A 25,071-nucleotide genomic window follows, 5' to 3' on the forward strand; every position below is an offset into this window, starting at 1 on the left:
GTCAAGGAGCCGTTCTTCTCGGCCGAAGACCTCTTTGGTGACGGCAAGATCCAGGCGCTCGTCGACAAGGTCAAGGATGGCTACGACTACGTCATTTTCGACACCCCGCCGATCCTGGGCGTTGCCGATGCCCGCACCATCGCCACCATGAGCGATGCCGTCATCGTCCTCGTGCGCTGGAACAGCACGCCTGTGAAAACCCTCAAGGCCGCGCTGTCCTCGCTCGTCCTCGATAACGCACCGGTCCTGGGCGCTGCATTCACCATGGTCGACCCCAAGTCCGATGCCCTCGGCGCAAGCTACTACTCAGCTTACTACTCCAAATACTACGAACAAAAGAAAGCTGGGTGAGTAGCGCAAGTGTCGCAACCTCCGTTTATCGAGGGGCTTAACGACATGGCTTTAGCGGTTAGATGAGCGTCCTTAGTGTCGATGCCAGTCAAGGGATTGTGAATTGCGTTTAGCCAGGTTCTTGCTGATATTGGCGCCCCTGCTCCTTTTGGCGGGTGCGTTCTATGTCGGTAATCTTGCGATGCAGGACAATCCGACCGGGCACGGCAAGCTGGTCGCTGGCGCTGGTTCAAACGTTCCGGGGCCGCCTCTTCCTGAACCTCCGCCAATGGAATTCAAGGACGTAAGTCGCGAAGACGCAGTTTCCATCAATGCAAAGATCCCCTTCTCTAAGCGGGTGAACACCCCTGCCCGGCCGTTCATGTTTTCTGGCAACGAGGTCGACCGGCAGCGCGCGATCGCCTGTTTGACCGCTGCAGCTTATTATGAGGCTGGAAACGACCTCGTTGGCGCCAGTGCAGTTGTCCAGGTTGTGCTGAACCGCGTGCGCCATCCTGTGTTTCCAAAGACAGTGTGCGGCGTCGTTTTCCAAGGCCACGAGCGTTACACTGGCTGCCAGTTCACGTTCACGTGCGATGGTGCGCTGACGCGTATTCCAAATCCCGCAATCTGGAATCGTCTACGTGGCATCGCGACGATTGCTCTTCGTGGATATGTCTTTTCACCTGTTGGCGTTTCGACCCATTATCATACGAACTGGGTGGTACCCTACTGGAGCGGAAAGCTGGAGAAGACCGCACAAGTTGGAACGCACTTGTTCTTCCGCTGGCCGGGTTGGTATGGCGAGCCGAAGGTGTTTACCGGCACCAGTGTGCCGGGTGAGATTGTTCCAGACGCTCGAATTGCTCGTCTCGTGGAGGCTGAGGAAGCGCCCATCGATCCGGTCGATCTCGCCTCTATTCAAGCGGAAAACGTTGTGACGAGCGGACCTGCGACAATTCCGGAAGTGACAATGGCGGATATGCAGGCGAGCCGCCTGAAATTTGCCGACACGAACAGCAATGTGTTCATGGTCCATCTCGAACCACAAATGTTCCCTGGCTCCTACGCCACCATGGCATTGGCCCTGTGCAAGGACCGGCCAACCTGTGAGGTCTGGGGGTGGACGGACTCGCGCATTGTACCCAATGACCAGTCAATTTCTCCGGTGGCTCGTCAGCGTGCATCGTTCCACTTCGAGCGTACGCGCACGTCACCATCCGGTATAGCGCAATGGAATTGTGCCGAGTTTCCCCGCAACCGGGCCGATCAATGCTTGTCAGGAACAGTCGCGCCACCAGCGAAGACGGCACCTGAAAGCACTGCGTCCGCCGTAGCGCAGTGAACCAATGAACCCGATACAGAGACTGATCGAACGCAAACTCGCTGCACACAAGCGCAAAACGGCTCAGCGAGATGCCTTGCGAGCTGTTCAGGCCTACCCGCGCATTGTGGATAAGGCTCCGCACGGTCTCTCAAGCCCCCTGATCGTGTCGCTTACATCTTACGCCAAAAGGTTCGCGACGCTTGATCTGACCATTAAGTCGCTGCTGGACCAGGATATCGTCGTTGATCAGCTGCTGCTTTGGGTTTCGCCTGAAGATCTTGCACAACTCCCAGCAAGCGTACGGGCGCTAGAAGGAGCGGTCTTTCGTGCGATGCCTACGAAGGACATTCGCTCCTACACCAAACTAATTCCTGCTCTCCGCTCTCATCCAGAATGCTTTATCCTGACGGCGGATGATGACATCCACTATCCGTCGGATTGGGCTCGGTCCATCGTCGAAGGATATCAGGTCGGTGAGCGGATGACGGTTTGCCGGCGCGCGCATATGGCGGCTGTGGGGCCAGATGGAGCCACCCTTCCCTACCAGCAATGGCCACATGCCGTTGTTGACGCGGGGGACCGTGGACCTGGTTTTGCACTTTTCCCAACCGGTGTCGGTGGTGTCCTATATCCGCCCGGGACTTTCGATGCAGAAGTGCTGAGAGAGGATGTCTTCCTTGATCTGTGTCCCTACGCTGATGATCTGTGGTTTTTCTGGCTCGAGCTGGTCGGAGGCGTTCAACGTCGGCGTGTCGGAAAAAACCATAAGTTCATCGCTTGGCCATCGACACAAGAGGGTGGGCTGTTAAATGACAACCTTCATTTGGGACGCAATGATCAGCAAGTGACTGCTTTAGAGGCACGCTATGGTGCATTGCAAAAATTTGTTGGCAGAGGTGTGTGACTGACCTTTGGTAGAGGTCAGCCTGTTTCAGATATCTACGAGTTAAGAGAAGACGGTCTTCTTTCAGCTGATTGCTTGGCCCTTGCTTGAAGATTCGAGTATGTGAACTAGTGGGAGCAATGCTGCACTGCCGCATGATTCTTTAAAGAGTGGTTATAGATAGTTACGTATATCGGAAACTTGCGTTAGCATAGCGTTTCGCTTCGTGCTTATACGTGCCGTCGACATTGAAGTATGGCCGCTCCAACCGTTGAAAGTTTTTGGCCGCGGGTCGACATCCAATACAGATCATCAACTACATGTACTTGTTCGGATCCGTGCGTGATTGCGTCGTGTCCTGAACATGCGGTTGTGATTGAACGCTTGACTATTAATTTTCCACCACTCGGCATGGTTTGACGCAATCGACTGTCTCGAAACGTTTCATGTAAGCCCAAATTTTGGTTCGTTTGACCTTGTAACGGAATGTTGCATCTGCGAAAGTGATAGCGCGGGAATGCTCTAAAGGGGTCCATAAGGCATGGCCAAGGTAGCGTTGATTACAGGTGTAACTGGCCAAGATGGGTCGTATCTCGCCGAGTTCCTGTTGGAAAAAGGCTATGAGGTCCATGGTATCAAGCGTCGTAGTTCACTGTTCAACACGCAGAGAATTGACCATATATATCAGGACCCTCATGCTCCTTCGCCAAATTTAAAACTCCACTACGGCGACCTGTCAGACACTTCAAATTTAACTCGCATCATTCGCGAAGTTGGACCTGACGAGATTTACAATCTCGGAGCCCAGAGCCACGTAGCCGTTAGCTTTGAAGCTCCTGAATATACTGCGGATGTGGACGCGATAGGCACACTGCGTTTGCTAGAAGCCGTCAGGTTCTTGGGCCTAGAGAAAAAGACGCGTTTTTATCAAGCGTCAACGTCGGAACTTTATGGGCTTGTTCAAGAGATTCCACAACGCGAGACAACTCCGTTTTATCCCCGCAGCCCATACGCCGTTGCGAAGCTCTACGCCTACTGGATTACAGTAAATTATCGCGAATCTTATGGCATTTATGCCTGCAACGGCATTCTATTTAATCATGAGAGTCCCCGTCGAGGTGAAACCTTTGTGACGCGCAAGGTTACGCGTGGTCTTGCGAACATTGCACAAGGTCTTGAGAGTTGTTTATTTATGGGCAACATCGATAGTCTCCGTGACTGGGGTCATGCTAAGGATTATGTCCGTATGCAGTGGATGATGCTGCAGCAGGACAATCCAGAAGATTTTGTAATTGCAACCGGAGTACAATATTCGGTCCGCGAGTTCATTTCCTGGTCAGCTAGCCACCTTGGCATAACCTTGCGTTTCCAAGGCGCTGGAGTGGAGGAAGTAGGTGTGGTCGAGGCTGTGACTGGCGATGATGCACCAGCGGTCAAACCCGGGGACGTTATCGTTCGCATTGACCCACGTTACTTCCGGCCGGCTGAGGTCGAGACGCTCCTTGGTGATCCGACTCGTGCAAAGGAAAAACTGGGCTGGGTACCGGAGATTACGGTACAGGACATGTGTGCGGAGATGGTTGCAGAGGACCTAAAATCCGCCAAGCGTTATGCTCTGCTGAAACAACATGGTTTCGAATTACCAGTTTCGATCGAAGGCTGAAAAAGGGGACCCGCAATGCGCGTTTATGTAGCCGGCCATAGGGGCATGGTAGGTGGCGCAATTGTTCGTCAACTGGCCGCTCGAGACATCGAAACGATCACGCGCACGCATGCAGAGCTTGATTTGACAAACCAAGCTGCTGTTGCTGACTTTTTTGCGACTGAGAAGCCGGACGCAGTTGTTCTCGCCGCAGCAAAGGTCGGTGGAATTCACGCTAACAACACTTATCCAGCAGAGTTTATTTATGAGAACCTGATGATCGAAGCAAACGTGATCCATCAGGCTTATCTCAACGGGATAGAACGTCTGCTGTTCTTGGGGTCGTCTTGCATATATCCTCGAGCTGTCACGCAGCCGATGAGAGAGGAAGCGCTGCTTACAGGCGTTCTTGAGCCAACGAACGAGCCTTATGCAGTTGCTAAGATTGCCGGGATCAAGTTATGCGAGAGCTATAATCGGCAATATGGAACAGATTATCGTAGCGTAATGCCGACTAATCTTTACGGCCCAGGCGACAATTTTCACCCAGAAAACAGCCACGTCATGCCAGCCCTAATCCGTCGATTCCATGAAGCAGTTGAGAACAATTTCGACGAGGTAATCATTTGGGGTTCGGGCGAGCCCCGTCGTGAATTTCTTCACGTTGACGACATGGCAGCAGCATCGCTGTTCATTTTCGGCCTCCAGCGCGATGCTTACGCGGCCAAGACAGAGCCCATGCTGAGCCATATTAACGTCGGTTTTGGTGAAGATGTAACTATCCGTGAGCTGGCTCAACAAATTGCTGACGTTACCGGCTTCGCAGGTCGCATTTCCTTCGACACGTCAAAGCCCGATGGTACGATGCGCAAGCTGATGGATTCTACTCGTATAAAAACTATGGGATGGGCGCCTCAGGTCTCGCTTATCGACGGCCTGCGTTCAACATACCGCTGGTTCCTTGACAATCATGCAGCGGCGCCGATTGGTGCAAAATGACGGGTGTTTCGAACCACACGTCGGTGAAACTTGGAGCGTGGGACGAAACGATAGCAATGCCTGCGCCGCTCTACCCCAAAACCCAGCGCTTTGATGCAAATCGAACCCTTTCGACTGGTGGAGTTCCAGCCAGTCGCATCCTCGATATACCCGTCAGCACAGTTAACATGCAAACTGCTGTCGAGACCATTTTGGGGTGGATAGCGAAGCGATGCTCTCACTTTATATGCGTCCGTGACGTCCATGGAGTGATGCGCGCACAGGACGATCCCGAACTGGCAGACATTCATGAACGCGCTGGCTTAGTTACTCCAGACGGTATGCCTTTGTTATGGATCCTGCGATCTCGAGGTTACCAAGATGCCTCGCGGGTTTGCGGAGCCGATTTAGTAGCAGCACTTTGCGAAGCCTCTTTGAAAACAGGCGCTCGGCACTATTTCTTCGGGGGTAAACCGGGCGTTGCGGAGAGAATGGCAACCGAGCTAACCCGGCAGTTTCCAGGTTTAAAGATTGCCGGATTAAGTACTCCACCGTTTCACGCTTTGTCTTTTGAGGAGGATGCAATCGTTACAGACGCGATTGTGGCAACTAATCCAGACATCGTATGGGTTGGTCTATCGACCCCTAAGCAGGAATATTGGATGCGCGATCATGTTGGGGTAATTCCAGGCGCAACGCTGATCGGAGTTGGTGCGGCTTTTGATTTCTATGCAGGTGACGTGAAGCGAGCACCACACTGGATGCGTGGATCGGGCTTGGAATGGCTACATCGATTGTTGAGCGAACCGCGCCGCTTGTGGCGACGATACTTAATATTAGCACCTAAGTTTGTATTGAAGATAATATTTAATCGAAGCTAATATGCAAAGTCGCGAATTATGAAAATCCTAATGGTGCATAATCGTTATCAACATGCCGGTGGCGAGGATACGGTCTTTGCCAACGAAGCACAGATGCTGCGCGAAGCTGGACATGAAGTGGTTGAACATTTGACAAGCAACGATCGAATAAAGTCAACATTCGACAAATTGTTGGCGTCAGCAGGTGTCATTTGGAGCTATTCCGGTTATCGTTCATTAGGACACGCATTAGACATCGCAAAGCCCGACGTCGTTCACGTTCATAACTTCTTTCCCTACCCAAGCGCATCCTTATTTTGGGCATCTGCACGCCGTGGCATTCCAACAGTATGGACATTGCACAACTTCCGCGTGATGTGTGCAAATGGTTTATTGTACCGCGATAACCAACCCTGCACAAAGTGCGTAACTGGTAATGCTTTGCCCGCTGTGTTGCATAAGTGTTATCGCGGGTCGCGCGCTGGCAGCGCTGCAGTTGCAGCACAGATTGCTGCCCACCGTTTTTTGGGAACATGGAAGAGCAAAGTGACACGATTTGTTGCTCTTACGGAGTTTGCCAGAGAACAATTCGTTAAGGCAGGACTCCCTGCAGAGCGGATCGTGGTAAAGCCAAACTTTACTAAGGTAAATTCTTTAACTTTTCAGTCACGAATGGGCGCTCTTTATGTCGGGCGCCTCAGCGCTGAGAAGGGCTTGGAAACTTTGGTTCGTGCGTGGGCAAAAGTTGGGGAGAAGCTAACGATCGTGGGCGACGGCCCTCTTCGTGGTCACCTTCAGCAACTTGCAGGACCCAATGTTCACTTCTTAGGCACGATGAATTCTGCTGAAGTTGCCAGTGAGATGAGCCGCGCTCGATTACTTGTAATCCCATCAGTATGGTTTGAGAACTTTCCGATGACAGTCATTGAAGGCATGGCAACCGCCACGCCTATATTAGCTTCGAATATTGGCTCACTAGCCACGCTAATAAGTGATGGCGTAACCGGATTGCATTTTAATCCAGGTGACGAAGACGATTTGGCTAGGGTTGCTAATATCGCCTTAGCTGACGACGAGCGCTTACGAGAAATTGGAAGACGAGCTAGAGAGCACTTTATAACACATTTGAGTTCCGACAAAAACCGCGCCATCCTTGAGCAAATTTATAAAGATGTAATGGCAGAAAATTGATGTTCCACCGTAGTGTCAGCCTTACCGGCATCCTTGAAGAAGCCGGTATCAAAAAGCAGAAGACATCAATAAAGAAAGTACTGTTTGTAACACACGTTATGCCTCATTATCGGGTAGCATTTCATGAATTGGTTCGAAAGGAATTAGGGAGTAGAGGTATAATCTACGATGTCGTCTGCGGATTGGCGACTGACGAGGAGTTGAAGAAGGGTGACATAGGTTCTCTTGATTCTATGTTAACAGTACCAGAATTTCGAGTTATAAATTCGAGGGGCGTATTACTTTATCATCCTATTTATTTGCGCTCATTTTATTATGATCTTGTGATCGTCACGCAGGAGAATAAGTATCTGTTAAATTACGCTTTGCAGTTATCTAGGCCATTTCGCCGAGGACGCTTGGCTTTTATGGGTCACGGACGGAACTTCCAAGCTCGCAATTTTGACAGCATAGCTGAAAGATGGAAGAGATTTTGGGCAACTAAAGTAGATTGGTGGTTCGCCTATACTGAAGAGACTCGCGATCACATTCGATCACTTGGTTTTTCTGATAGCCGGATAACAGTAATCAACAATTCAGTTGATTTATCTAAATTACGCGATCAGATTGCTCAAATCACTCCAGAGCGCCTAGAATTATTACGGCGTGAGCTGGATATAGTAGGCAGAAATGTAGGTGTCTTTGTTGGTGGACTTTATCCAGATAAGCGACTGAACTTTCTTGTCGAGGCCGGAAGGTTTATCCGAACCATGATTCCAGATTTTGAGTTACTTGTTATCGGAGGTGGACAGGATTTACAGAAACTTGAGCAACTGGCGGCAGATTTAACTTGGATTCGTATTCTTGGCCCTCGCTTTGGGACAGGCAAGGTTGAGTTGATGCTTTTAGGGCAAGTGTTTATGATGCCCGGTCTGGTGGGGCTCGCCATTCTTGATGCAGGTGCAACTCGTCTCCCGATCGCCACTACCGACTTTCCATGGCACAGCCCAGAAATTTCCTATCTTAAACCTGGCGAGAACGGTTTGCTAGTTGAGGATTGGCAAAACCCGGTAGCATACGGGCAAGCCGTGGTCGACTTGCTGAAGGACAAAAATCGCCTCGAAGCCATGGCCAACGCGGCAGAGGCGATGTCGCGGCGCTTTTCCATAGAAGCCATGGCCCAGAACTTTGCGTGTGGAATTTTTGATGTCTTAAAAGAATGAAAATGTAGCGGTGGGCAGCTACTTTGTGTCACGGATGTGGTACGTATTTCTTAACTAAGTTGGATAACTTTAGATTAGTTTTTTTAGTAATTCGATTAAGTTAGGAGACGCGTTAATAATAGACTTAACGTACCGCGAGCTCCACAGAAGTAATGCTGTAATTACACTTATGAGATGGTCGACGACTTAAGCGAGATCCGCGGTAAGCCAAGCTGGAGACCCGCAAAAGCCGATGGAGTTTCGGTGTCGTTGGTGATTCATTGATCGATAGCGATCATGGAGAGCCGTGATGGATCCGATGTCCCTGTTCAGTTTGAACGATCATCTTGAGGCCCTGAGCAGTAACCGTCCGGTGAGCCGCGCTTGCTGCTGCTGTCCGGTGTGTCTGGACGTCCTATAGGTCGTGCAATAGGGCGCGCTTAGGACAGCTCTGACACAGGTAACGGTGCTGACGGGGGTGCGACGCCGCCGGGATTGGACGGATCAGGATCGCCTGGAGATTTTGCGCGAGGCATTCTCGTCGGGTGCCTGTGTGGCGGATGTTGCGCGCCGTCATGATGTTTGCCGAGGCTTGATCTACTTGTGGCGCCGGGCAGCCTTGCGGCAGGTTCAGGAGGCATTCGTTTCGGCGGTGATCGAGGACGAGCCCGGAACCACCGCCAACGCTTCGGCGCAAGAGCCGGAAGCCGCGATCGTGCTGGACTTCGCCGATGGCCGACGATTGCGGATTTTCGCGCTGGCCTCGCCCGCGCTTGCGGTGGCCGCCTTGAAGGCGATGCGATGATTCCGGCGGGTGCGCGGGTGTGGATCGCGATGGGCTATACCGATATGCTGCGCGGAATGCAGAGCCTGGCCGCAATGGTCCAGCAGCACTTCACCAAGGACCCATTCGGAGGTGATCTGTGGGTCTTCCGCGGCCGCTCCGGGTAATTGCTCACGAGGTTGGCAGAAAAGTTTTGCGCGGTGAATCTGGTTCTGATTCACCCTTGGGATGGCCCCACCCCCGCTTCATGTGCTGAGCGAAGCTGAGAAGAAAGAGCTTCTGCTTGCGCAGCACGAGATGATCGAAAGGATGGCGGCTTGGATTACGGAACTTGAGGGCCTGGTCGGCAAACCGCGCAAGACGTCCTCGAACTCGCACATCCCGCCCTTGATGGACGATTTTGGCAAGAAGGGTGGCAAGAGGCGCAAGCCGAAGTCAGGCAAGCGACCGCCGCGCGAGGGCAAACACCGCCCACTGGCGGGGACACCCGACAAGACCGAACGTGTCATGGCCAGCGAGTGCGGCCATTGCGGCACGGATGTGACCAGCCAGGTACAGCAGTGCTAGCAGCGCTACGATCATGTCGACCTGCCACCGATCCGTCCCGTCGTCACCCGGGTGGAGTTTTGGGGCGGGCGCTGCCGGTTCTGTGGCCGACCAAGGCGCAGGCGCCTGTGGGCATGGCTCCCGGTTCGCCCTTCGGCTCAGGCATCTGTGCGCTAATGGCCTATCTGCATCATAGCCACCACGTGGGTTTCGAGCGCCTTTCCCGGATTGCTGGCGAACTGTTCGGGCTGACAATCTCCGAAGGTGCCATCGCCAACATGTTCCGTCGCCTGCGCACCAGCATGGATGCGGCCACGGCTGCGATCCGCGCCAAATCGCTTAAGGCGCGCATCATTGCTTCGGACGAGACGACAACCAGGACCAATGGCGTGATGCAGTGGCAGTGGGCGTTCCTGTCCAGCGACGCTGTCCTGCACAAGATCGCCTCGCGCCGGGCCCGTAGCGTTGCCGAAGACGTGCTGGGACAGCATCGACCGGATGTCTGGGTCTCCGACCACTATTCGGGTCAGCAGGAGTTGGGACGCGAGCACCAGGTTTGCCTCGCGCATGTGCTTCGCGATGTTCAGTACGCCATCGACAGCGGCGACACTGCCTTTGCCCCACACATTCGTGACCATTTACGCTGGACGATCAAGGTCGGGCGACGACGAGACCAGATCAAGGACAGCACCTTGGCCGCCTATGCTGCCAAAGCCGACAATACGCTCGATCGTCTGGTTGCCAGACCTGTCGCTCATCCCGCCGGGCGCGTTCTGCTCAAGCAAATCAAGGCGTGGCGGGGGAGGTTCTTCGTCTTCCTCAAGAACCGTCACGTGCCGGCCACGAACAACATCTCAGAGCGCGAAATCCGCCCCTCGGTCGTCTTCCGCAAAGTCACCAACGGCTTCCGGTCAGACTGGGGCGCTCAGATCCATGCCGGATACCGTTCCGTCACCGGCACTGCACGCCTCTCTGGCCAGTCCGCACTCAGCGCAATCCGCGATCTCGTCGACGGACGCTTCGCACCCGCCTGATCGGCCTCAGTGCCAACCTCGTGAGATCCCATGAGGTGGGTGAACAGCGGCCGATGCTCGGGCAGAGTAGTCGCCAAACAAACCTCTGGAGATCATGCTCATGCTCGAGGCACGCATTTCGTCCCAACACCTACCGCTGTTCGCAACGATCTTGCCGCAATTTTCGTGTCGCTGGAACTCAGTCAATCCAGATGGCTGGTCACATCCTTGTCGCCCGGGAATGGGTCCAGAATGTTGCAGTGCACTCTTGTTGCCGGAGACATGGCCGGTTTACTCAAGCGCCTGCATGATCTGCGACGCCAGGCACGTGATCGCGTGGGTAGGGAGTTTCCTGTCATCACTATTCAGGAAGCGGGCCTCGACGGGTTCTGGCTGCATCGCGTGTTGTTGAGTGAAGGCATTGGAAGCCACGTTGTGGATCCCGCGTCGGTAGCGGTCTCGCGACGTCGGCGGCGGGCAAAGACGGGCAAGATAGATGGTGAAGCACTGGTGCGCACCTTGTTGGCCTACAAGCGGGGCGAACCCCGGGTCTGCGCGATGGTGATTGCGCCATCGCCTGATGACGAAGATGCACGTCGCCTTGTTCGAGAGAGGCGATCGTTGATCAGGGAGCGGATCGGCCACGTGAACCGGATCAAAGGTCTACTCTATTGCCAGGGCATAAAAGGCTATGAACCTGTGCGTCGGGATCGACGCGAGAAACTGGAAAGCTTGACAACCGGAGATGGCAAACTATTGCCGAGGCATCTCAAGGCGCAGATCAGTCGAGAACTTGACCGTCTGGAACTCGTGCTCAAGCACATTGCCGCCGTTGAAGAAGCGCGGAGTGATATGCTCACAACGGCGGGGCCGGCACATTCGTCGCAATCGCAGGACCGGCCATGCTGCTCGCCCTTAAGGGAATTGGCGATGAGGCCGCAGCGGTCCTTTTGGACAGAAGGCCTGTCACGTCACTTCGACAATCGCAGACAGGTCGCTGCCTATGCCGGACTGGCACCAAATCCTTGGCAAAGCGGTCAGATCAACCGCGAGCAGGGCGTTTCCAAGGCTGGAAATCCACGGCTGAGAACGGCGCTAATCCAGATAGCCTGGCTGTGGATCCGGCATCAACCCGGCTCTGCACTAACTCGCTGGTTCAAGGATCGCGTGTTGCAAAACGGCGGACGCCTGAAGAAACCGACCATCGTCGCGCTGGCGCGCAAGCTCATCGTTGCGCTCTGGAAATATGTCTCTTCCGGTGTCGTGATCGAGGGGGCAATTATGCAAGCCAAATAGCAGCCGAATCTTACTTCGAGATCCGTCAAGGCCTGCAGACCCTGCTGGATACCAGGGCAGCGGACCGAGTAACTGCAGGGCACACCATGCCGATCCGTGAGAATGGTCCCGCCATCCTGGCCCCCGTCCGCAGCAAGCGGGATGTTGGTACAGCAGCCGAGTGTGCTGACCGAATACAAGTTGGAGCTGGCGCAACCACCGCGCCTGATCATGCAAACCGGGCCCGGACCAGGTTATCCAGAACGCCAAGGAAACATATCATGCCGCCATGAACCCTTGACAGAGACCCACCTCATATAAGCAATTACCACACCGCTGGCCGATACCGATGTGGGATTTGTAGCCGAACATGGGCGTGGCTATCTCGGCCATGAGTTTGCCATCTGGGACTTTCTTGCGGCGCCCGCGCTTGAGCTTCCAGCGCGCGTCGCGATCCTTCTGTGCGAGCTTTGCCGGCTTGGCGGCCCAGTCTTCCGGAATGCCGCCGCCCTTGACCAGGGCGCGCTCCTCGTCGGTCATGCGCTGACGCGGAGCGGCGATGATGCTGGCATCGACGATCTGCCCGCCCATGGCCAGATAGCCCAGACCTCTGAGGTGGGCGTTGAAGCGGGCAAACAAGGCGCCGATGGCATTGGCGCGCACCAAGCCCTCGCGGAGCCGCCAGATCGTCGTCTCGTCGGGCGTGTTGTCGCCATCGTCGAGGCCGAGGAAGCGCCTGAGGATCTCGGCTTGCGCATCAGACAGGCCGTAGAGCGTCTGCAGGATCAGCGTCTTGAACATCATCACCGCGTCCAGCGGCGGCCGCCCGCCCTTGCTACCGTCAGATCGCTGCAGGGCCGCATCGAGCGCGGGGCGAAATATCTCAAAGTCGATCAGCGCCCCGAGTTTCTCCAGCGGATCGCCCGCCGCCGACAGCGCCGCATACCGCTCATCCAGATCGCAAAAGCCACGCTGCACAGACACATACGCCTCCATCGCTCAAAACGATGGAATCACATTCACACCCTCACCACCACCAGTAAATCAGGGTGTCCCTATGAATCATAGCCGATGAAAACTGGGGCTATGGAATTTTCAGTCCGGCCACAAACGTCCACACAGCCGTACGGAGCACGGTTGTTGAGGCGACAGGTCTCGAGCGGCGAGTAACGGACGACCGCGCGCTGGCCATGCCGTTGATTTTGCGGAAGCCGTTCCAGTCCTTGCATCCAAGGCTAAGGCTGCAGCAGGAGCACCGTTTCGATAACGAGTGTCCGGAGCCGACACTGTAGCGCGACACCGACACGTTGCCGCAGCAGTTTCAGATCAATGATGTAGTGCTTATTGCGTCACATGCCGCTCACTGTGACACACATGTCTTGCTCGATCAGGCCGTCGGTTCTTTGCCCATTCTAACGTATGAGATGTGTCCGTCCCATGCTAAGAACGAAAATGGAACAAGCTTGTACTGCACGGCAAGTCAGGTGCGAAACTATGCAACAAGGGTTTTTGAGCGTACGGATAGTACGAGTATTTTGGGAACGGGAAAAAATTAGGATACCTCTCCTTGTGCCGCATGTTATAGTCTACGCGAATTACCAGTAAACCTTACAAGAACCTCACGGTAATGCATGTCAGATTTTGCACTTGACCTTGATTCCCTTAGTTTTAATATTGGTGATGAAATGCAAAAGAGAGAGAGCACCTAAGTTATTTGGACGGTTTGAGAGGCTTAGCAATATCCGGAGTAGTGCTGGTCCATGTTAGCCAAGCGATCACCGCGCTATCGGCGCACAGCCTGAATATAGCGGAATATGGGGCTAAGGGTGTTCAGCTATTCTTCGTTATTTCTGGTTTCACACTGGGCATTGCATACCTTAACAACGATCTTTCGATGATAAGCTTTTACACGCGGCGCTTTTTTCGCATCGCTCCAATGTTCTACGCCGGATTGATTATCTATACTTTCTTAGCCGCGCTAGGTAGTGTGAGATTTTCAGGAACCAGCGATGATCCCATTACTATCCTCCTAACACTGGCTTTCATGCATGGATGGGTACCCGAAGCAGTGAATAAAGGCGTTCCCGGGGGATGGAGCATCGCAGCAGAGATGTCATTCTACGCAATATTTCCAGCGTTACATTACTTCTTCAAAAACTCTGGCGCGGTAACTTATCTGATTTCGATTATTATGGCATTAATAATTGGGCTTTTATCTTATACAATATTGAAGAATTTTTCATATTCAGACGCGGTTTTAGAAAATAATTTCCATTTTTATTTCTGGATAACCCAATTGCCTGCCTTCGTTATTGGATTAGCGGCATCACAATTGAGATTATGGCTTATCAAGCCTATGGCCGTCATCGCGCTGTATGGCGCTACAGCACTAATCATTTACGCTGCAATATCTAAATCAGTTTTTCGAATTTCTTTGTCGCCATTCTCCTTTTTTCAATATTTGTTACTGCGATATCAGTTGTTCGTCCAAGATTTATTGAGAGAAAGATTCTAGTAGATTTGGGATCGTGCTCCTTTTCTATGTATTTATTGCATTTCCTTGTTATTGATATGTGGGAAACAATTATGCCGGAAACCTCAAGAACGGGCGTCATTTCCTTGGCGGTTTGGTACGTCATTACCATGCTAGTTAGCTACTATTTTTCCAAATTGACTTTTAAGTTTATAGAACAACCGTTCATAAAATATGCAAGGACAATAACATAATTATTTTCCGAAAATTCTATTTTCAGAGTACGCATCCGCAGAACGGCGCGGAGGCGCCGGGTTTCAGGCGGCGATTTCCTGTGCGAGCTGTTGCTGAGCGACCTTCCAATGCCACGGGAGGAGTTCGTGAAGACGGTTCTGGGGTATGTCGGCGATCTTGGCGAGGACGTCGGTGAACCAGGCGAGCGGATCGAAGTCGTTGAGGCGTGCGGTGCCAAAGAGGCTGAACATCATCGCGGCGCGCTAGCCACTGCGATCTGAGCCGACGAACAACCAGGCTTTTCTTCCGCGAGCAACGCTGCGCAGTTGTCGCTCTGCCGCGTTGTTCGAGAGACATATGCGGCCGTCGGCGAGGAATGTGGTGAAACCGTCCCAGTCGTTTTGTAGGTAGGCGGTGGCCAAGGCCACCGCATCGTGGCGAGAGAACTTGCTGCGCGTTTCGCGCATCCATGTCTCGAGTTCGGCAACGATTGGAGCTGACCGTTCCTGGCGAACGACAAGATGCTCAGCGGCGGGCTTGCCGTTGATGTCGCGTGACGTGACCCCCAGCTTTCCACCAGCTGGGATTAGAGCCGGGCTGGTTTGTTGCGCATGAGCGCTGGGTAAGCAATGGCCTGTGCAGCGGAGCCCGTAGGGCGTAGCGGGGCAGGCCATTGCTTATGCAATTCGGCGGCGAATGCCGCCGGGGTCTCGTAGCAAAGGGCTGAGTGTGGCCGTTCGTGGTTGTAGTCCTCGACCCATGCAGCGATCTGAACGCGGGCATGGTCCATGTTGAGGAACAGCGTCTCGTTAAGTAGCTCATCGCGCATGCGGCCGTTGAAGCTCTCGACGTAGCCGTTCTGCATTGGCTTGCCCGGCGCAATGTAGTGCCACTCCACGCCGACCTCACCGCACCAGACGAGCACCGCGTTCGAGGTGAGTTCCGTGCCATCGTCGCTGACGATCATGCCCGGCTTGCCGCGTTCCGCGATCAGATCGGCCAGATCCCGCACGAGCCTGCGCCCTGAAATTGAGGTATCCGGCACTGCCCGCAGGCACTCCCGGGTCACGTCATCGACGATGTTCAGCACCCTGAACCGACGCCCTGACGCAAGCTGATCATGCACGAAGTCCAAGCTCCAGCGCTGGTTGGGCACCGCCAGAACCGGTGCGGGTGCCCGTGCACCGATGGCACGGCGCCGATTGCGTCGCCGTCTGACCGCCAGCTCTCCTCGCGGTTGAGCCGCCGGGTCTTCTTCCGGTTGATCACGATGCCCTCCCGCCGCAGCAGGATATGCAGCCGGCGATAGCCGAACCGGCGGCGCTGCTGGGCTAGCTCGCGCAGCTTCGACCGAACTTCGGTATCGTCATCTCGCTGCGACCGGTAGCGCATGCTCTTCCGGTCAGCGCCTATCACACGACACGCCTGTGAGTGCTGGTCGTAATCTCCGCAAATGTGCTGGTTGAAAATTCCTCAGTTTGAGAACTGCGCGTGATCGTCATGGGGGCATGCCCCCATGACGATCACGCGGCACATTCATCCCTGCTGATGCCGAAGGAAGGGCGCGCAGGTGATAGGACTGAGGGAGGTCGTTTTGATCCAGGAACTCAAGAGGCAAGGGCTGAGCATCAGCGCCATCGCGCGCCAGACCGGGCTCGACCGCAAGACGGTGAAGAAGTATCTGACGAGTGGGTTGGAGGCGCTGGCCTACACCCCACGAAAACCCGTAGTCAGTGCTGTGGAGCTGCATCGCCAATATCTGCTGGAGCGGCTGGCAGCCTATCCGGGCCTGTCTTCTCGCAGGCTGCGTCGCGAGATCCGCGATATGGGCTATAAGGGCGCGTATTCGTCACTGACGGAATATCTCCGGAAGCTCCGCCCATCAGTGCCCAGGATCTATGAACGGCGCTTCGAAGCCGGCGCCGGCGTGCAGGAACAGGTCGATTTCGCCAAATTCCAGACAGTCTTTACCAGCGAGCCAGATGTCGCGCGGAAGATCTGGCTGTTCAGCATGGTGCTCGGACACAGCCGCTGGCTTTGGGGGCGGTTCTGCCCGAACCAGGGGCTGGAAACGGTGATGCGTTGCCACATTGCTGCCTTCGAACCGATGGGAGGCTGCTGCAGCGAAATTCTCTACGACCGCATGAAGACCGCCGTCATCGGCGAGGATGCGGCCGGTGTGGTGACCTACAATGCCTCGTTGGTAGCCCTTCTGGCCCATTATGGCAGCGCGCCCAAGGCCTGCCAGCCCTATCGGGCCAAGACCAAGGGAAAGGTCGAGCGGCCCTTCCGCTACATCCGCCAGGATTTCTTCCTCGGCCGCAGCTTCCACAACCTTGATGATCTCAACGCCCAGTTTGATGTCTGGCGTGCGGACATTGCCAACGCCAGGCAGCATGCCACTACGGGGCGGATCGTGCGCGAGTATTTTGGAAAAGAGCAGCCCCAGATGCATTCCCTGCCGGCGATGCGCTACGATGCAGTGCTAACCCTTGAACGGCGCATCAGTCGCGAAGGCATGGTCGCAGTGGCAGGCAACTATTACAGCGTGCCAGACACCGCCCGGCGCCGGATTGTCGAGGTCCAGCATCATACCAATGAGGTCCAGATCTGCGAAGAAGGGCAACTCATCGCCCGTCATGCGGTGCTGGAAGGTAAAAACCCCAAGCGTATCGAGCCAGGTCATCGCAAGGCTCCACCGGCGAAACGGGCCGAAATGTTACCTGTGACCCCGACGATGCCAATCCTTCAGCGCCCTCTGACCTTCTACGGCGCGGTGGGTGAACGCCTCGCCAGTCTTAATGCCAATGGTGCCGCATGATGTCTGAGACTGAACGCATCCGGCAGAGCCTGTTGGCTCTCCATATGGCCCGCGCACTCGAAACGCTCGATCACACGCTGGGCAGGCTGGAAAAAGGCGAGATCAGCGCCATCGAAGCGATCGACGATTTGCTGGCCGAAGAGTTGAACCTGCGTGAGGGCAGGCGCATCGGTGTAGCACTGCGCACCGACCGTCTCATGCCGGTCAAGACCATCGAAAGCTTCGACTTCTCCTTCCAGCCTTCGCTCGACCGGCATCGCATTACCGCCCTGGTCCAACTCGAGTTCATCAACCAGGCTGAGGTGTTGCATTTTCTTGGACGGCCCGGCACCGGGAAATCCCATCTGGCTACCGCCATCGGTGTGGCCGCAGTCAGGGCGGGACGCAGTGTCTATCGCTGCTCGTTGGCCGAACTGATTGAAGCGCTCACCAGAGCCGAACGTGAGGGCCGTCTGGCTGAGAAAATCCGCTTTTACACGCGCGCCTCGCTGCTGATCGTCGATGAAATCGGCCACCTGCCGATCACACCGGGGGGCGCCAACCTCTCCTTCGAGCTCGTCAACGCCCGCTACGAAAAGGGGGCCATGATCCTCACCTCAAACCAAGGTTTTGCCGAATGGGGCGAAATCATCGGTGATCCCGTCGTTGCCACCGCGCTACTCGACAGGCTCTTGCACCACGCCGTTGTGGTTCAAATCGAAAGCGCCAGTTACCGACTGCGCAACCATGCCGATCTCATCCCCGAACATACTCGGGCACACGCAAACCTGATGCCGCCACCTGCGCCAAAACGTCGCGGACGGCCGCCAAAACATGGAGCTATCGATCATCTCAATGGCTGATCACCGCAACCGCGCTGGGCAATTTTGCGCCACTTCTGAGGAATTGTGAAACAGCATTTACACACGCCCGCCGCTCACTCATCCCCAGGAATGCCTGGAAACGTGCGACCGCCTCTCGCTTGGCAGCGGGCGTCGCCAATTTTTTGCGAGAAGATCCTTCAGGCCAGCGTTGTCCAGCATGGCCTCGGCCAGCAGCCGCTTCAGCTTGGCGTTCTCGTCCTCGAGCGCCCTCAGCCGCTTCACGTCCGACACTTCCAGGCCGCCATACTTGGCCTTCCAGTTGTAAATCGTCGCTTCCGACATACCGTGCCGCCGGGCCAGGTCAGCGGCCTTCGCACCCGCCTCCGCTTCCCTCAGCACGCCAATGATCTGCTCTTCCGTGAAACTCTTTCGCTTCATCTGTCCGTCCTTCCAACGACCGGGCTCTAATCATGCGTGGTGAAAAATCATGGGGGCATGTCACTCCGCACCAAAAGAAATCTCACGAATGGATAATTGAAGTGAGATCAACACATTTGCGTTTTCAACCGCATCGATATACCTCGAGCAACTGTAACCAGGCAGCGATTCAGCGAATGCCGCCTGCGGTGCTAGAAAGATCGACACGTGCTTGACCAAATATACGCAAAGAAATCTGTGCGCCCTAATATCTTACTTGCCGTATATAATGCACCATGGATAAAAACACATATCATAGAACCATTCAGAACGTTGAACGCCGATTTAACGATAATAAATTTACGTGGTATAAACCCGCTTGAAGGCGCTTTTAATAAAGAGTCACAAGCTGTAATGACTAAAGAACGTTTTTACGATCTTATATTTGTCGTAGAAGGCCGCGACAAAGATATCGAGATGGAAACGCTAAAACGCTTTAAGAATTCCGGTGCTGTATTAATAAACTACCTAGTTGATACACCTCAGGACTGGTGGCGTTCAATAAAAATTAGCCAGATTTTTGACTATGTACTTAGTGCTCAAACCGAAAACTGTCAGAGATTAAAGAATAAATACAATGAGGTGTTATTTTTTCCCTTCGCTATATCTGATGAGTTTTTTCACAAAATCAGACCACCAAAGGAGGAGGACTATCTCGCTAATGCCAGAAATCCAATAACATTCCTTGGAAGCGCACATTCGCGATGGCGGTGGCATTTCGTGAACCAGCTATCTCGAATTGCAGAACCACTTACCGTAGTCGGATCGGGCTGGAATGGAAAGAGCCGCAACGGCGAACAAGCCTCGACAATCCAATCCTCCGTTAAGCGGCTACTCAAAAAGATGGAAGAGCATGGAGGAATTTCATTTCGGTCTCAGTGGACGCGCATCTGGGGCGGAGAGGCCTCGGCAGTGCTAGGCGGCATTATCAATGCCGTTAGTCAGCAAAGCTATGCACCTCTCGAAAACGTTCAATTGCCGGGCTTTCTTAATGACGGCGAGTTAAACGAGCTACTATTGCAGAGCGCTGCAATTGTTTCAACATCTATGCATGGAAGCGGGTATTTGGCCGGACACCCAAGAATGCAGTTCAAGCTTAGAGACATCGAATTATCGGCTTATGGCATTCCCCATTTAGTGAACAGAACACCAGATACAATAATGTGTCTTGGGGACGACGCTTTCTACTATCATGGCTTTGACGAGTTAAGATCTTGCCTAAACATGGTCAGAAATGACCCAAAACTTGCTTATCAAAGAGCCAAGGTCGTTCGAACGATTATACAAAATAACCATCTTTGGTCAAATAGATTTTCGCAAATCGCCAAACTTACCAAATTGAACATTTCACAATGATCATAAAGAATTTCTTCAAGCTGCTGCTATACGCTTTGTCATTTATGGCCGCTTTTGGAATTACAAAGCTCTATTTTTTACTTCTGAGCGGCAAAGAGTTCTCATCTTATGTACTGATACTCAGCATTGCGAACTTTGTCCGCATAGTGTGGTATAATGCTTCGCAATCAACGTTTGCTCGATTTTGGACTAAAGTGCGAGATCCGGAACAGCATATTGTTTACAATCACCTTCTAAATCTTACATTGTTGTTACCATTGGCTATCTCGTCTTTAGCCATTGTGACAATCCTGATAATGCAAGAAGTTTTTAGCGTAAGCGTTGGGCTCAGTTTTCCTATGATACTGTCTGGGCTATTTTTAGGAATAGCGTTGGGATCATCAGCTTTGATTGCTGAGATCGATAATGTTGCTCAAAATAGTGGTCGAGCTTCGTTCTTCATGACTATGCCATCCATTGCGCAATTACTGTGTGTCTATATCGGAAGCCAGTTAGGTTTTGGAGCTTCCGAAATTTCGTTAATTGCGGCTGCCTTATTGGCAGTAAGCACTGCGGTTAATTATTATCTTCTGATAGGTTTTAACAAACCGATCGCCAACCTTTCATATCCGAAGCTTTCCTCGCCTTTGTCTTCTGAAATGATCAATTTTTCCCTTCCAATATTTATTTGGAGTGTTCCAACTCTTTTTTTGAAATCTGCCGACAGATGGATTATCGCGAGTCACACAACAACTGACGTATTGGCGATATTTGGCGTTTTCATTCTTTTGAGTCAAAACGTTATTCAGGCGATTTATACCATTTTAAACAGATTTTCGTTACCTATAATTTTTAGAGAACGCGAGGCCGTAGACAAAAAGATTGCCGTGGAACGTTCCCACAAGGGTGTACTTATACTTACAATGACGATATTCGCCTGTGGCATAGCACTTCTAGTCCTGCTATCTGTATTTGGTGATGTTATAATCGCAAAATTGTCGAAAACTGAATATGCGTCATTTCAAGGCGCGCTTGTTTTAATTTGCTGCGCAGCAACCCTGCAGGGTTGCTCAGATTCGCAGATCCTCCATGGTCAACTCGAGGCAAAGCTAAAGCATTTTATTTTCCCTCGATTTATATCGGCAGCAGTGTATATGCCACTCTGCGTGTACCTGCTCCCGAGGTATGGGATTTATGGGATGGGGTTTGCAACATTAGGGGCGTCCATCGTAAGTCTGTTTACCACATCTGTGGTTAGCCTAGGCATCTATAAAGACGCGGCGAGGAAAACTTGATGTTTGATGCAGATAAATCGATGGCCGAACAACGTTCGTCTAGACAAGATATTAAACGATTTCAATTCGAACCCCGGTCGTATCTTTTTTTTATTCTGGTGGGTTTGACTGGTCATTTCGTCATCCTGTCGGCGACATTTTCCATCTTTACCCCAGAAAATCGCCGACAGGTATTCATTGCATTATGGTTGCTAACTTACCTTTGGGGTGCCATTATATTTGTGCGTTATTTAAGAAAAAAGCCGTATCTCGGACTAGTGTCGGGGACATGGGCACGAGTTATACTAATTTCGTTATGCATACTCACTGCGTCGTCTGCGCTTTGGTCTGAGCTTCCGGCTCAAACAGTTTTTTTTAGCTTCTCCTTAGCCGCCACTATATTTTGTGGATTTGTTCTTTCCGAAACTGTTGATGTTGGGAAGTATTTGGATTACTTATTAATAGTACTGAATATTTCTGTAATGCTTGGTCTTGTAGCGTATATAGCGGGTGCCGAGTTCGCAATTTATCAAGATGCGCTAGAGCGCGACAATGTTTTTGAAACTGTCGCAATGACGGGCCTGTTTCCGCATAAGAACATCTCAGCATCAATGTCTCTTATCTGCTTATTGTTAAATATTACTTGGTCCCGGTCGCATCTTATCGTTCGGGCTATGTTCTCTATTATTTCTACTTTGGCGATTCTGCTTTCGTCATCGGCGGGTGGACTGGGCCTTTTATTTCTATCGTGCTTTTCTTTATTTGCGATTTTAATGTTTCGCTATGCGCCCCGAACGTCGAGGGTTGCCCTGTTTTGGATTTTCAATCTTCTGGCTTCAATCGCTATTTATATAGGCCTTGATTGGGTGCTCCAGACCCTCGGTCGAGATGAAAATTTGACAGGTAGAACTGTAATCTGGTCGGCAGGTCGCGAAATGTTTTACGAGCGCCCACTGTTAGGCTGGGGCTATCAGGGAATCATCACGCCAGAGCATTCCGGCCCTTTCTTTTCATTCTATTACGGAAGTCTTTACCTTCCGCCACATCTACACAATTCTTATCTTCAGTTCTTAGTTGAAACTGGCGTGTTGGGAACTTTGCTCTTTGCAGTTGTTTTGGTCGCCAATATGTTTAACTATGTGTATGCAGCCTTGGTATATTCAAATCGTGCAGCTTTAGCGATGGCGTTGATTTGCCTAGTATCGGCCGCCCAAGGAATGTTTGAAGTGGTATATAGTGCGAATTCATTTGGTCTAGCGCTTAACGCATTCGCACTTTGCGCTTGGCCTTTTTTTCGAAGTTCGATAAATAGATTGTAATTCATATAAGATTTTTTGTGCTTGTTGTGATACCCTTTCGAGAAAGTGTGGGAGCCTGTATTGTTCGGGTTGTCCCGAGTTTGCTCGACGTTTCTACAAGTAAGTATCTTGTTGGATTATGTGGGCCGGGCAGCATCGTCCCCCATCGGGTTCCGACCAAAATGGGGGCGCATAAGTCCAGCGCATCCCGCGGTTAGGTCTAAGCACTCTACCTCTTCACTAACTCCACTTTTTGGTAAAATGTGCAGCAGCACGTATCCGTCCGGCGTTAGCGTTGCGAGCGTCGCACATAGACGTTGGGCTGTTAGCGTGTACGGTACGCATCCGCTGAGCGGCGCGGAAGCGCCGGGTTTGATGCGGCGATTTCCTGTGCGAGCTGTTGCTGAGCGACCTTCCAATGCCACGGGAGGAGTTCGTGAAGACGGTTCTGGGGTATGTCGGCGATCTTGGCGAGGACGTCGGTGAACCAGGCGAGTGGATCGACGTCGTTGAGGCGTGCGGTGCCAAAGAGGCTGAACATCATCGCGGCGCGCTGGCCACCTCGATCTGAGCCGACGAACAACCAGGCTTTTCTTCCGCGAGCAACGCTGCGCAGCTGACGCTCTGCTGCGTTGTTCGAGAGACATATGCGGCCGTCGGCGAGGAATGTGGTGAAGCCGTCCCAGTCGTTTTGTAGGTAGGCGATGACCTTGGCCACCGCATCGTGGCGAGAGAGCTTGCTGCGCGTTTCGCGCATCCATGTCTCGAGTTCGGCAACGATTGGAGCTGACCGTTCCTGGCGAACGGCAAGACGCTCAGCGGCGGGCTTGCCGTTGATGTCGCGCTCGATAGCAAAGAGCCGATCGATGATCTCGAGCGCCTCGCTTGCCAGCGGCGAGACCAGCGGCGCGGCGCCCTTTTTCCGACGTTTGAGTTGCTGCCTGATGTCGACGAGCTTGAAGAACTCCCGGCGTGCGTGGACCCAGCAGTTGGCGCGGGTCATGGGTTTGTCCGAGCGGCCGTCCTCGAACAGGGCGTTGAAGCCGGCATACCTGTCGACCTGGAGAATCCCGGTATAGCCCGCCAAGTGTGCTCGCGGATGCTCACCTCTACGGTCACTGGAGTAGTAACATAGCGCCACCGGTGGCGCCGTGCCCCCGAACGGTCGATCATCGCGCACATAGTCCCATATTCGCGCCACGCTGGTCTTGAGCTTAGCCAAAAGCGGGACGGTGGTGTCGTCAGCATGTAGGCGATCTGCGGCAAGCCCGTGGGCTTCCAGCAGCAAGAACAGGGGCCTTACCGCCGCGCAGATTGCGCCGATCTGGTCCGCCAGGGTGGAAAGGTTCAAGGGGACGCCTTCGGCCTCGAGCCTGTCGCGTTGGCTATTGAGGGGTTGGTGAAGGCCGTACTTCTGGAAGGCGAGGTTTGCCAGGAAGTGCGGCCCGAACATTCCGCGCGGGGTTACATGGAAAGGCGCCGGTGGCTGGCTGATCTTCTCACAGCGGCGACAGGAGACCTTCTCGCGCACGGTTTGGATCACCTTGTGACGGGCCGGAACGCGCTCAAGCGTCTCAGTGATTGCCGCGGGCAGATGGCTCAGCTCGTGCGAGCCGCAGCACGGGCAAGTCTCGGGCGCGGGGATGATGACCTGCTCACGCGGAAGATCGGCGGGGAAGTCGCGGCGGGTGGATTGTTTGCGGGTGAAGGCCTTAACCGTGGTAGTTTTGGCAGCCGCGATCTGGCCAAGCAACTCGGCCTCGCTGGCATTGGCCTCGAGCTCTTCGAAGGTCAGCTCGAGCTGATCGAGCAGGTGCCGGCTACGCTCGGAGCGCGCGCCATATTTGTCACGGCGCATCTGCTCATTCATCAGTTCAAGATGGGCGTTGCGGGCCAGCAGGTCGGCATTGATCGCCCAGACTTTAGCAACCTCGGCCTCGGCCACCAGTGCCTTGTCCCGAGCTTGCTCGGCCTGCTCGCGTGCCAAGGCCAGCTCGGCACGAAGATGCAAAAGCTCATCGGGGGCATCGCCGGGGACCATGCAGTATTATACCTGCAAAGTACGCTCAAACCCAGCATTTACCGGCATTTTCTCGACTGAAGAACCAATTTTGCAACGGGGCACAATCACCCGACCTGCGTCGGGCGCCAGGTCTCCTGCGGGTTGCGCCAATCCACGCCTTCGAGCAGGCAGGCCATCGCCGAAGCCGAGATCGCAATCGTCCCATCCTTTGCAGATGGCCAGACAAAAGTAAGCGGTGTTCTGTCGGCACCTTGCGCAGCCTCGGGGCGTGGTTGAATTGGGGGGATGGACGAGCACCGCGTTACGACCGCATTGGACACCCA

The 25,071-nt window shown here is 53.5% G+C and carries 18 protein-coding genes and 6 pseudogenes; 18 read left to right on the forward strand and 6 right to left on the reverse strand.

Features of this window, described 5'->3' with window-relative positions; translation table 11 throughout:
• The 12 genes and pseudogenes from B9A23_RS20365 to B9A23_RS20420 all read left to right on the forward strand — a co-directional run.
• Positions 1-351: tyrosine-protein kinase family protein (locus B9A23_RS20365; protein ID WP_139797608.1), on the forward strand; the 351-nt coding region annotated here is incomplete at its 5' end.
• A 130-nt stretch (positions 352-481) separates the two neighbouring features.
• Positions 482-1,675, forward strand: coding sequence for a cell wall hydrolase (locus B9A23_RS20370; protein ID WP_254895221.1), 1,194 nt, complete (start codon positions 482-484; stop codon positions 1,673-1,675).
• Between the two features lie 4 nt (positions 1,676-1,679).
• A complete protein-coding gene (locus B9A23_RS20375) occupies positions 1,680-2,561 on the forward strand; it encodes a hypothetical protein (protein WP_084281159.1) in 882 nt (293 codons plus the stop codon).
• A 520-nt stretch (positions 2,562-3,081) separates the two neighbouring features.
• Complete coding sequence (gmd, locus tag B9A23_RS20380) at positions 3,082-4,203, forward strand: GDP-mannose 4,6-dehydratase (protein ID WP_084281161.1); 1,122 nt, start codon at positions 3,082-3,084, stop codon at positions 4,201-4,203.
• Between the two features lie 15 nt (positions 4,204-4,218).
• Positions 4,219-5,181 carry a GDP-L-fucose synthase gene (locus B9A23_RS20385; RefSeq protein WP_084281164.1) on the forward strand — a complete coding sequence of 321 codons (963 nt, stop codon included), beginning with the start codon at positions 4,219-4,221 and terminating at the stop codon, positions 5,179-5,181.
• Positions 5,178-6,041, forward strand: coding sequence for a WecB/TagA/CpsF family glycosyltransferase (locus B9A23_RS20390; RefSeq protein WP_217806649.1), 864 nt, complete (start codon positions 5,178-5,180; stop codon positions 6,039-6,041). The genes B9A23_RS20385 and B9A23_RS20390 overlap by 4 nt, the downstream gene beginning before the upstream one ends.
• 18 nt (positions 6,042-6,059) lie before the next feature.
• On the forward strand, positions 6,060-7,211 hold the full coding sequence (locus tag B9A23_RS20395) for a glycosyltransferase family 4 protein (protein WP_084281166.1): 1,152 nt from the start codon (positions 6,060-6,062) through the stop codon (positions 7,209-7,211).
• Positions 7,211-8,413, forward strand: coding sequence for a glycosyltransferase family 4 protein (locus tag B9A23_RS20400; protein ID WP_084281168.1), 1,203 nt, complete (start codon positions 7,211-7,213; stop codon positions 8,411-8,413). The genes B9A23_RS20395 and B9A23_RS20400 overlap by 1 nt, the downstream gene beginning before the upstream one ends.
• A 457-nt stretch (positions 8,414-8,870) precedes the next feature.
• Positions 8,871-9,197, forward strand: coding sequence for an IS66-like element accessory protein TnpA (locus tag B9A23_RS20405; protein WP_176218105.1), 327 nt, complete (start codon positions 8,871-8,873; stop codon positions 9,195-9,197).
• A complete protein-coding gene (gene tnpB, locus B9A23_RS20410; protein WP_084281172.1) occupies positions 9,194-9,343 on the forward strand; it encodes an IS66 family insertion sequence element accessory protein TnpB in 150 nt (49 codons plus the stop codon). Before B9A23_RS20405 ends, tnpB begins: the two co-directional genes overlap by 4 nt.
• Before the next feature lie 61 nt (positions 9,344-9,404).
• Positions 9,405-10,756 (forward strand): annotated as a pseudogene (locus B9A23_RS20415) (IS66 family transposase).
• A gap of 165 nt (positions 10,757-10,921) precedes the next feature.
• Positions 10,922-12,031: an IS110 family RNA-guided transposase gene (locus B9A23_RS20420; protein ID WP_254895222.1), complete on the forward strand. Its 1,110-nt coding sequence runs from the start codon at positions 10,922-10,924 to the stop codon at positions 12,029-12,031.
• A 258-nt stretch (positions 12,032-12,289) separates the two neighbouring features.
• On the opposite strand, the gene B9A23_RS20425 is transcribed toward B9A23_RS20420, so the two are convergent.
• Entirely contained in the window at positions 12,290-13,006 is a 717-nt protein-coding gene (locus B9A23_RS20425; protein WP_084281173.1) for a transposase, read from the reverse strand.
• A gap of 754 nt (positions 13,007-13,760) precedes the next feature.
• On the opposite strand from B9A23_RS20425, the pseudogene B9A23_RS20430 reads away from it, so the two are divergent.
• Positions 13,761-14,737 (forward strand): annotated as a pseudogene (locus B9A23_RS20430) (acyltransferase family protein).
• A gap of 63 nt (positions 14,738-14,800) precedes the next feature.
• Here B9A23_RS20430 and B9A23_RS22495 read toward each other — a convergent pair.
• Both B9A23_RS22495 and B9A23_RS20450 read right to left on the reverse strand, forming a co-directional pair.
• Positions 14,801-15,271, reverse strand: a pseudogene (locus B9A23_RS22495) (transposase); the annotation flags it as partial.
• A 32-nt stretch (positions 15,272-15,303) separates the two neighbouring features.
• A pseudogene (locus B9A23_RS20450) lies at positions 15,304-16,145 on the reverse strand (IS3 family transposase); the annotation flags it as partial.
• 142 nt (positions 16,146-16,287) lie between these two features.
• Here B9A23_RS20450 and istA point away from each other — a divergent pair.
• On the forward strand, positions 16,288-17,538 hold the full coding sequence (istA, locus tag B9A23_RS20455; protein WP_084281180.1) for an IS21 family transposase: 1,251 nt from the start codon (positions 16,288-16,290) through the stop codon (positions 17,536-17,538).
• Positions 17,535-18,380, forward strand: coding sequence for an IS21-like element helper ATPase IstB (gene istB / locus B9A23_RS20460; protein ID WP_084281181.1), 846 nt, complete (start codon positions 17,535-17,537; stop codon positions 18,378-18,380). Before istA ends, istB begins: the two co-directional genes overlap by 4 nt.
• A gap of 61 nt (positions 18,381-18,441) precedes the next feature.
• On the opposite strand, the pseudogene B9A23_RS20465 reads toward istB, so the two are convergent.
• Positions 18,442-18,779, reverse strand: a pseudogene (locus B9A23_RS20465) (transposase); the annotation flags it as partial.
• Positions 18,780-18,986: 207 nt separating this feature from the next.
• Here B9A23_RS20465 and B9A23_RS22500 point away from each other — a divergent pair.
• The 3 genes from B9A23_RS22500 to B9A23_RS20475 are packed head-to-tail and all read left to right on the forward strand — an operon-like array spanning position 18,987 to position 22,746.
• Entirely contained in the window at positions 18,987-20,174 is a 1,188-nt protein-coding gene (locus tag B9A23_RS22500; protein ID WP_139797609.1) for a glycosyltransferase family protein, read from the forward strand.
• Positions 20,171-21,448: a lipopolysaccharide biosynthesis protein gene (locus B9A23_RS22505; protein ID WP_139797610.1), complete on the forward strand. Its 1,278-nt coding sequence runs from the start codon at positions 20,171-20,173 to the stop codon at positions 21,446-21,448. The genes B9A23_RS22500 and B9A23_RS22505 overlap by 4 nt, the downstream gene beginning before the upstream one ends.
• Positions 21,448-22,746 (forward strand): O-antigen ligase family protein, encoded by a 1,299-nt coding sequence (locus B9A23_RS20475; protein ID WP_084281185.1) that lies wholly within the window; start codon positions 21,448-21,450, stop codon positions 22,744-22,746. The genes B9A23_RS22505 and B9A23_RS20475 overlap by 1 nt, the downstream gene beginning before the upstream one ends.
• A 304-nt stretch (positions 22,747-23,050) precedes the next feature.
• Here B9A23_RS20475 and B9A23_RS20480 read toward each other — a convergent pair whose 3' ends face one another.
• Both B9A23_RS20480 and B9A23_RS23115 read right to left on the reverse strand, forming a co-directional pair.
• A complete protein-coding gene (locus tag B9A23_RS20480; protein WP_084281187.1) occupies positions 23,051-24,766 on the reverse strand; it encodes an IS66 family transposase in 1,716 nt (571 codons plus the stop codon).
• Positions 24,767-24,852: 86 nt separating this feature from the next.
• Positions 24,853-25,071 (reverse strand): annotated as a pseudogene (locus B9A23_RS23115) (hypothetical protein); the annotation flags it as partial.

The organism is Novosphingobium sp. B1 (assembly GCF_900176395.1).
Classification (GTDB): domain Bacteria; phylum Pseudomonadota; class Alphaproteobacteria; order Sphingomonadales; family Sphingomonadaceae; genus Novosphingobium.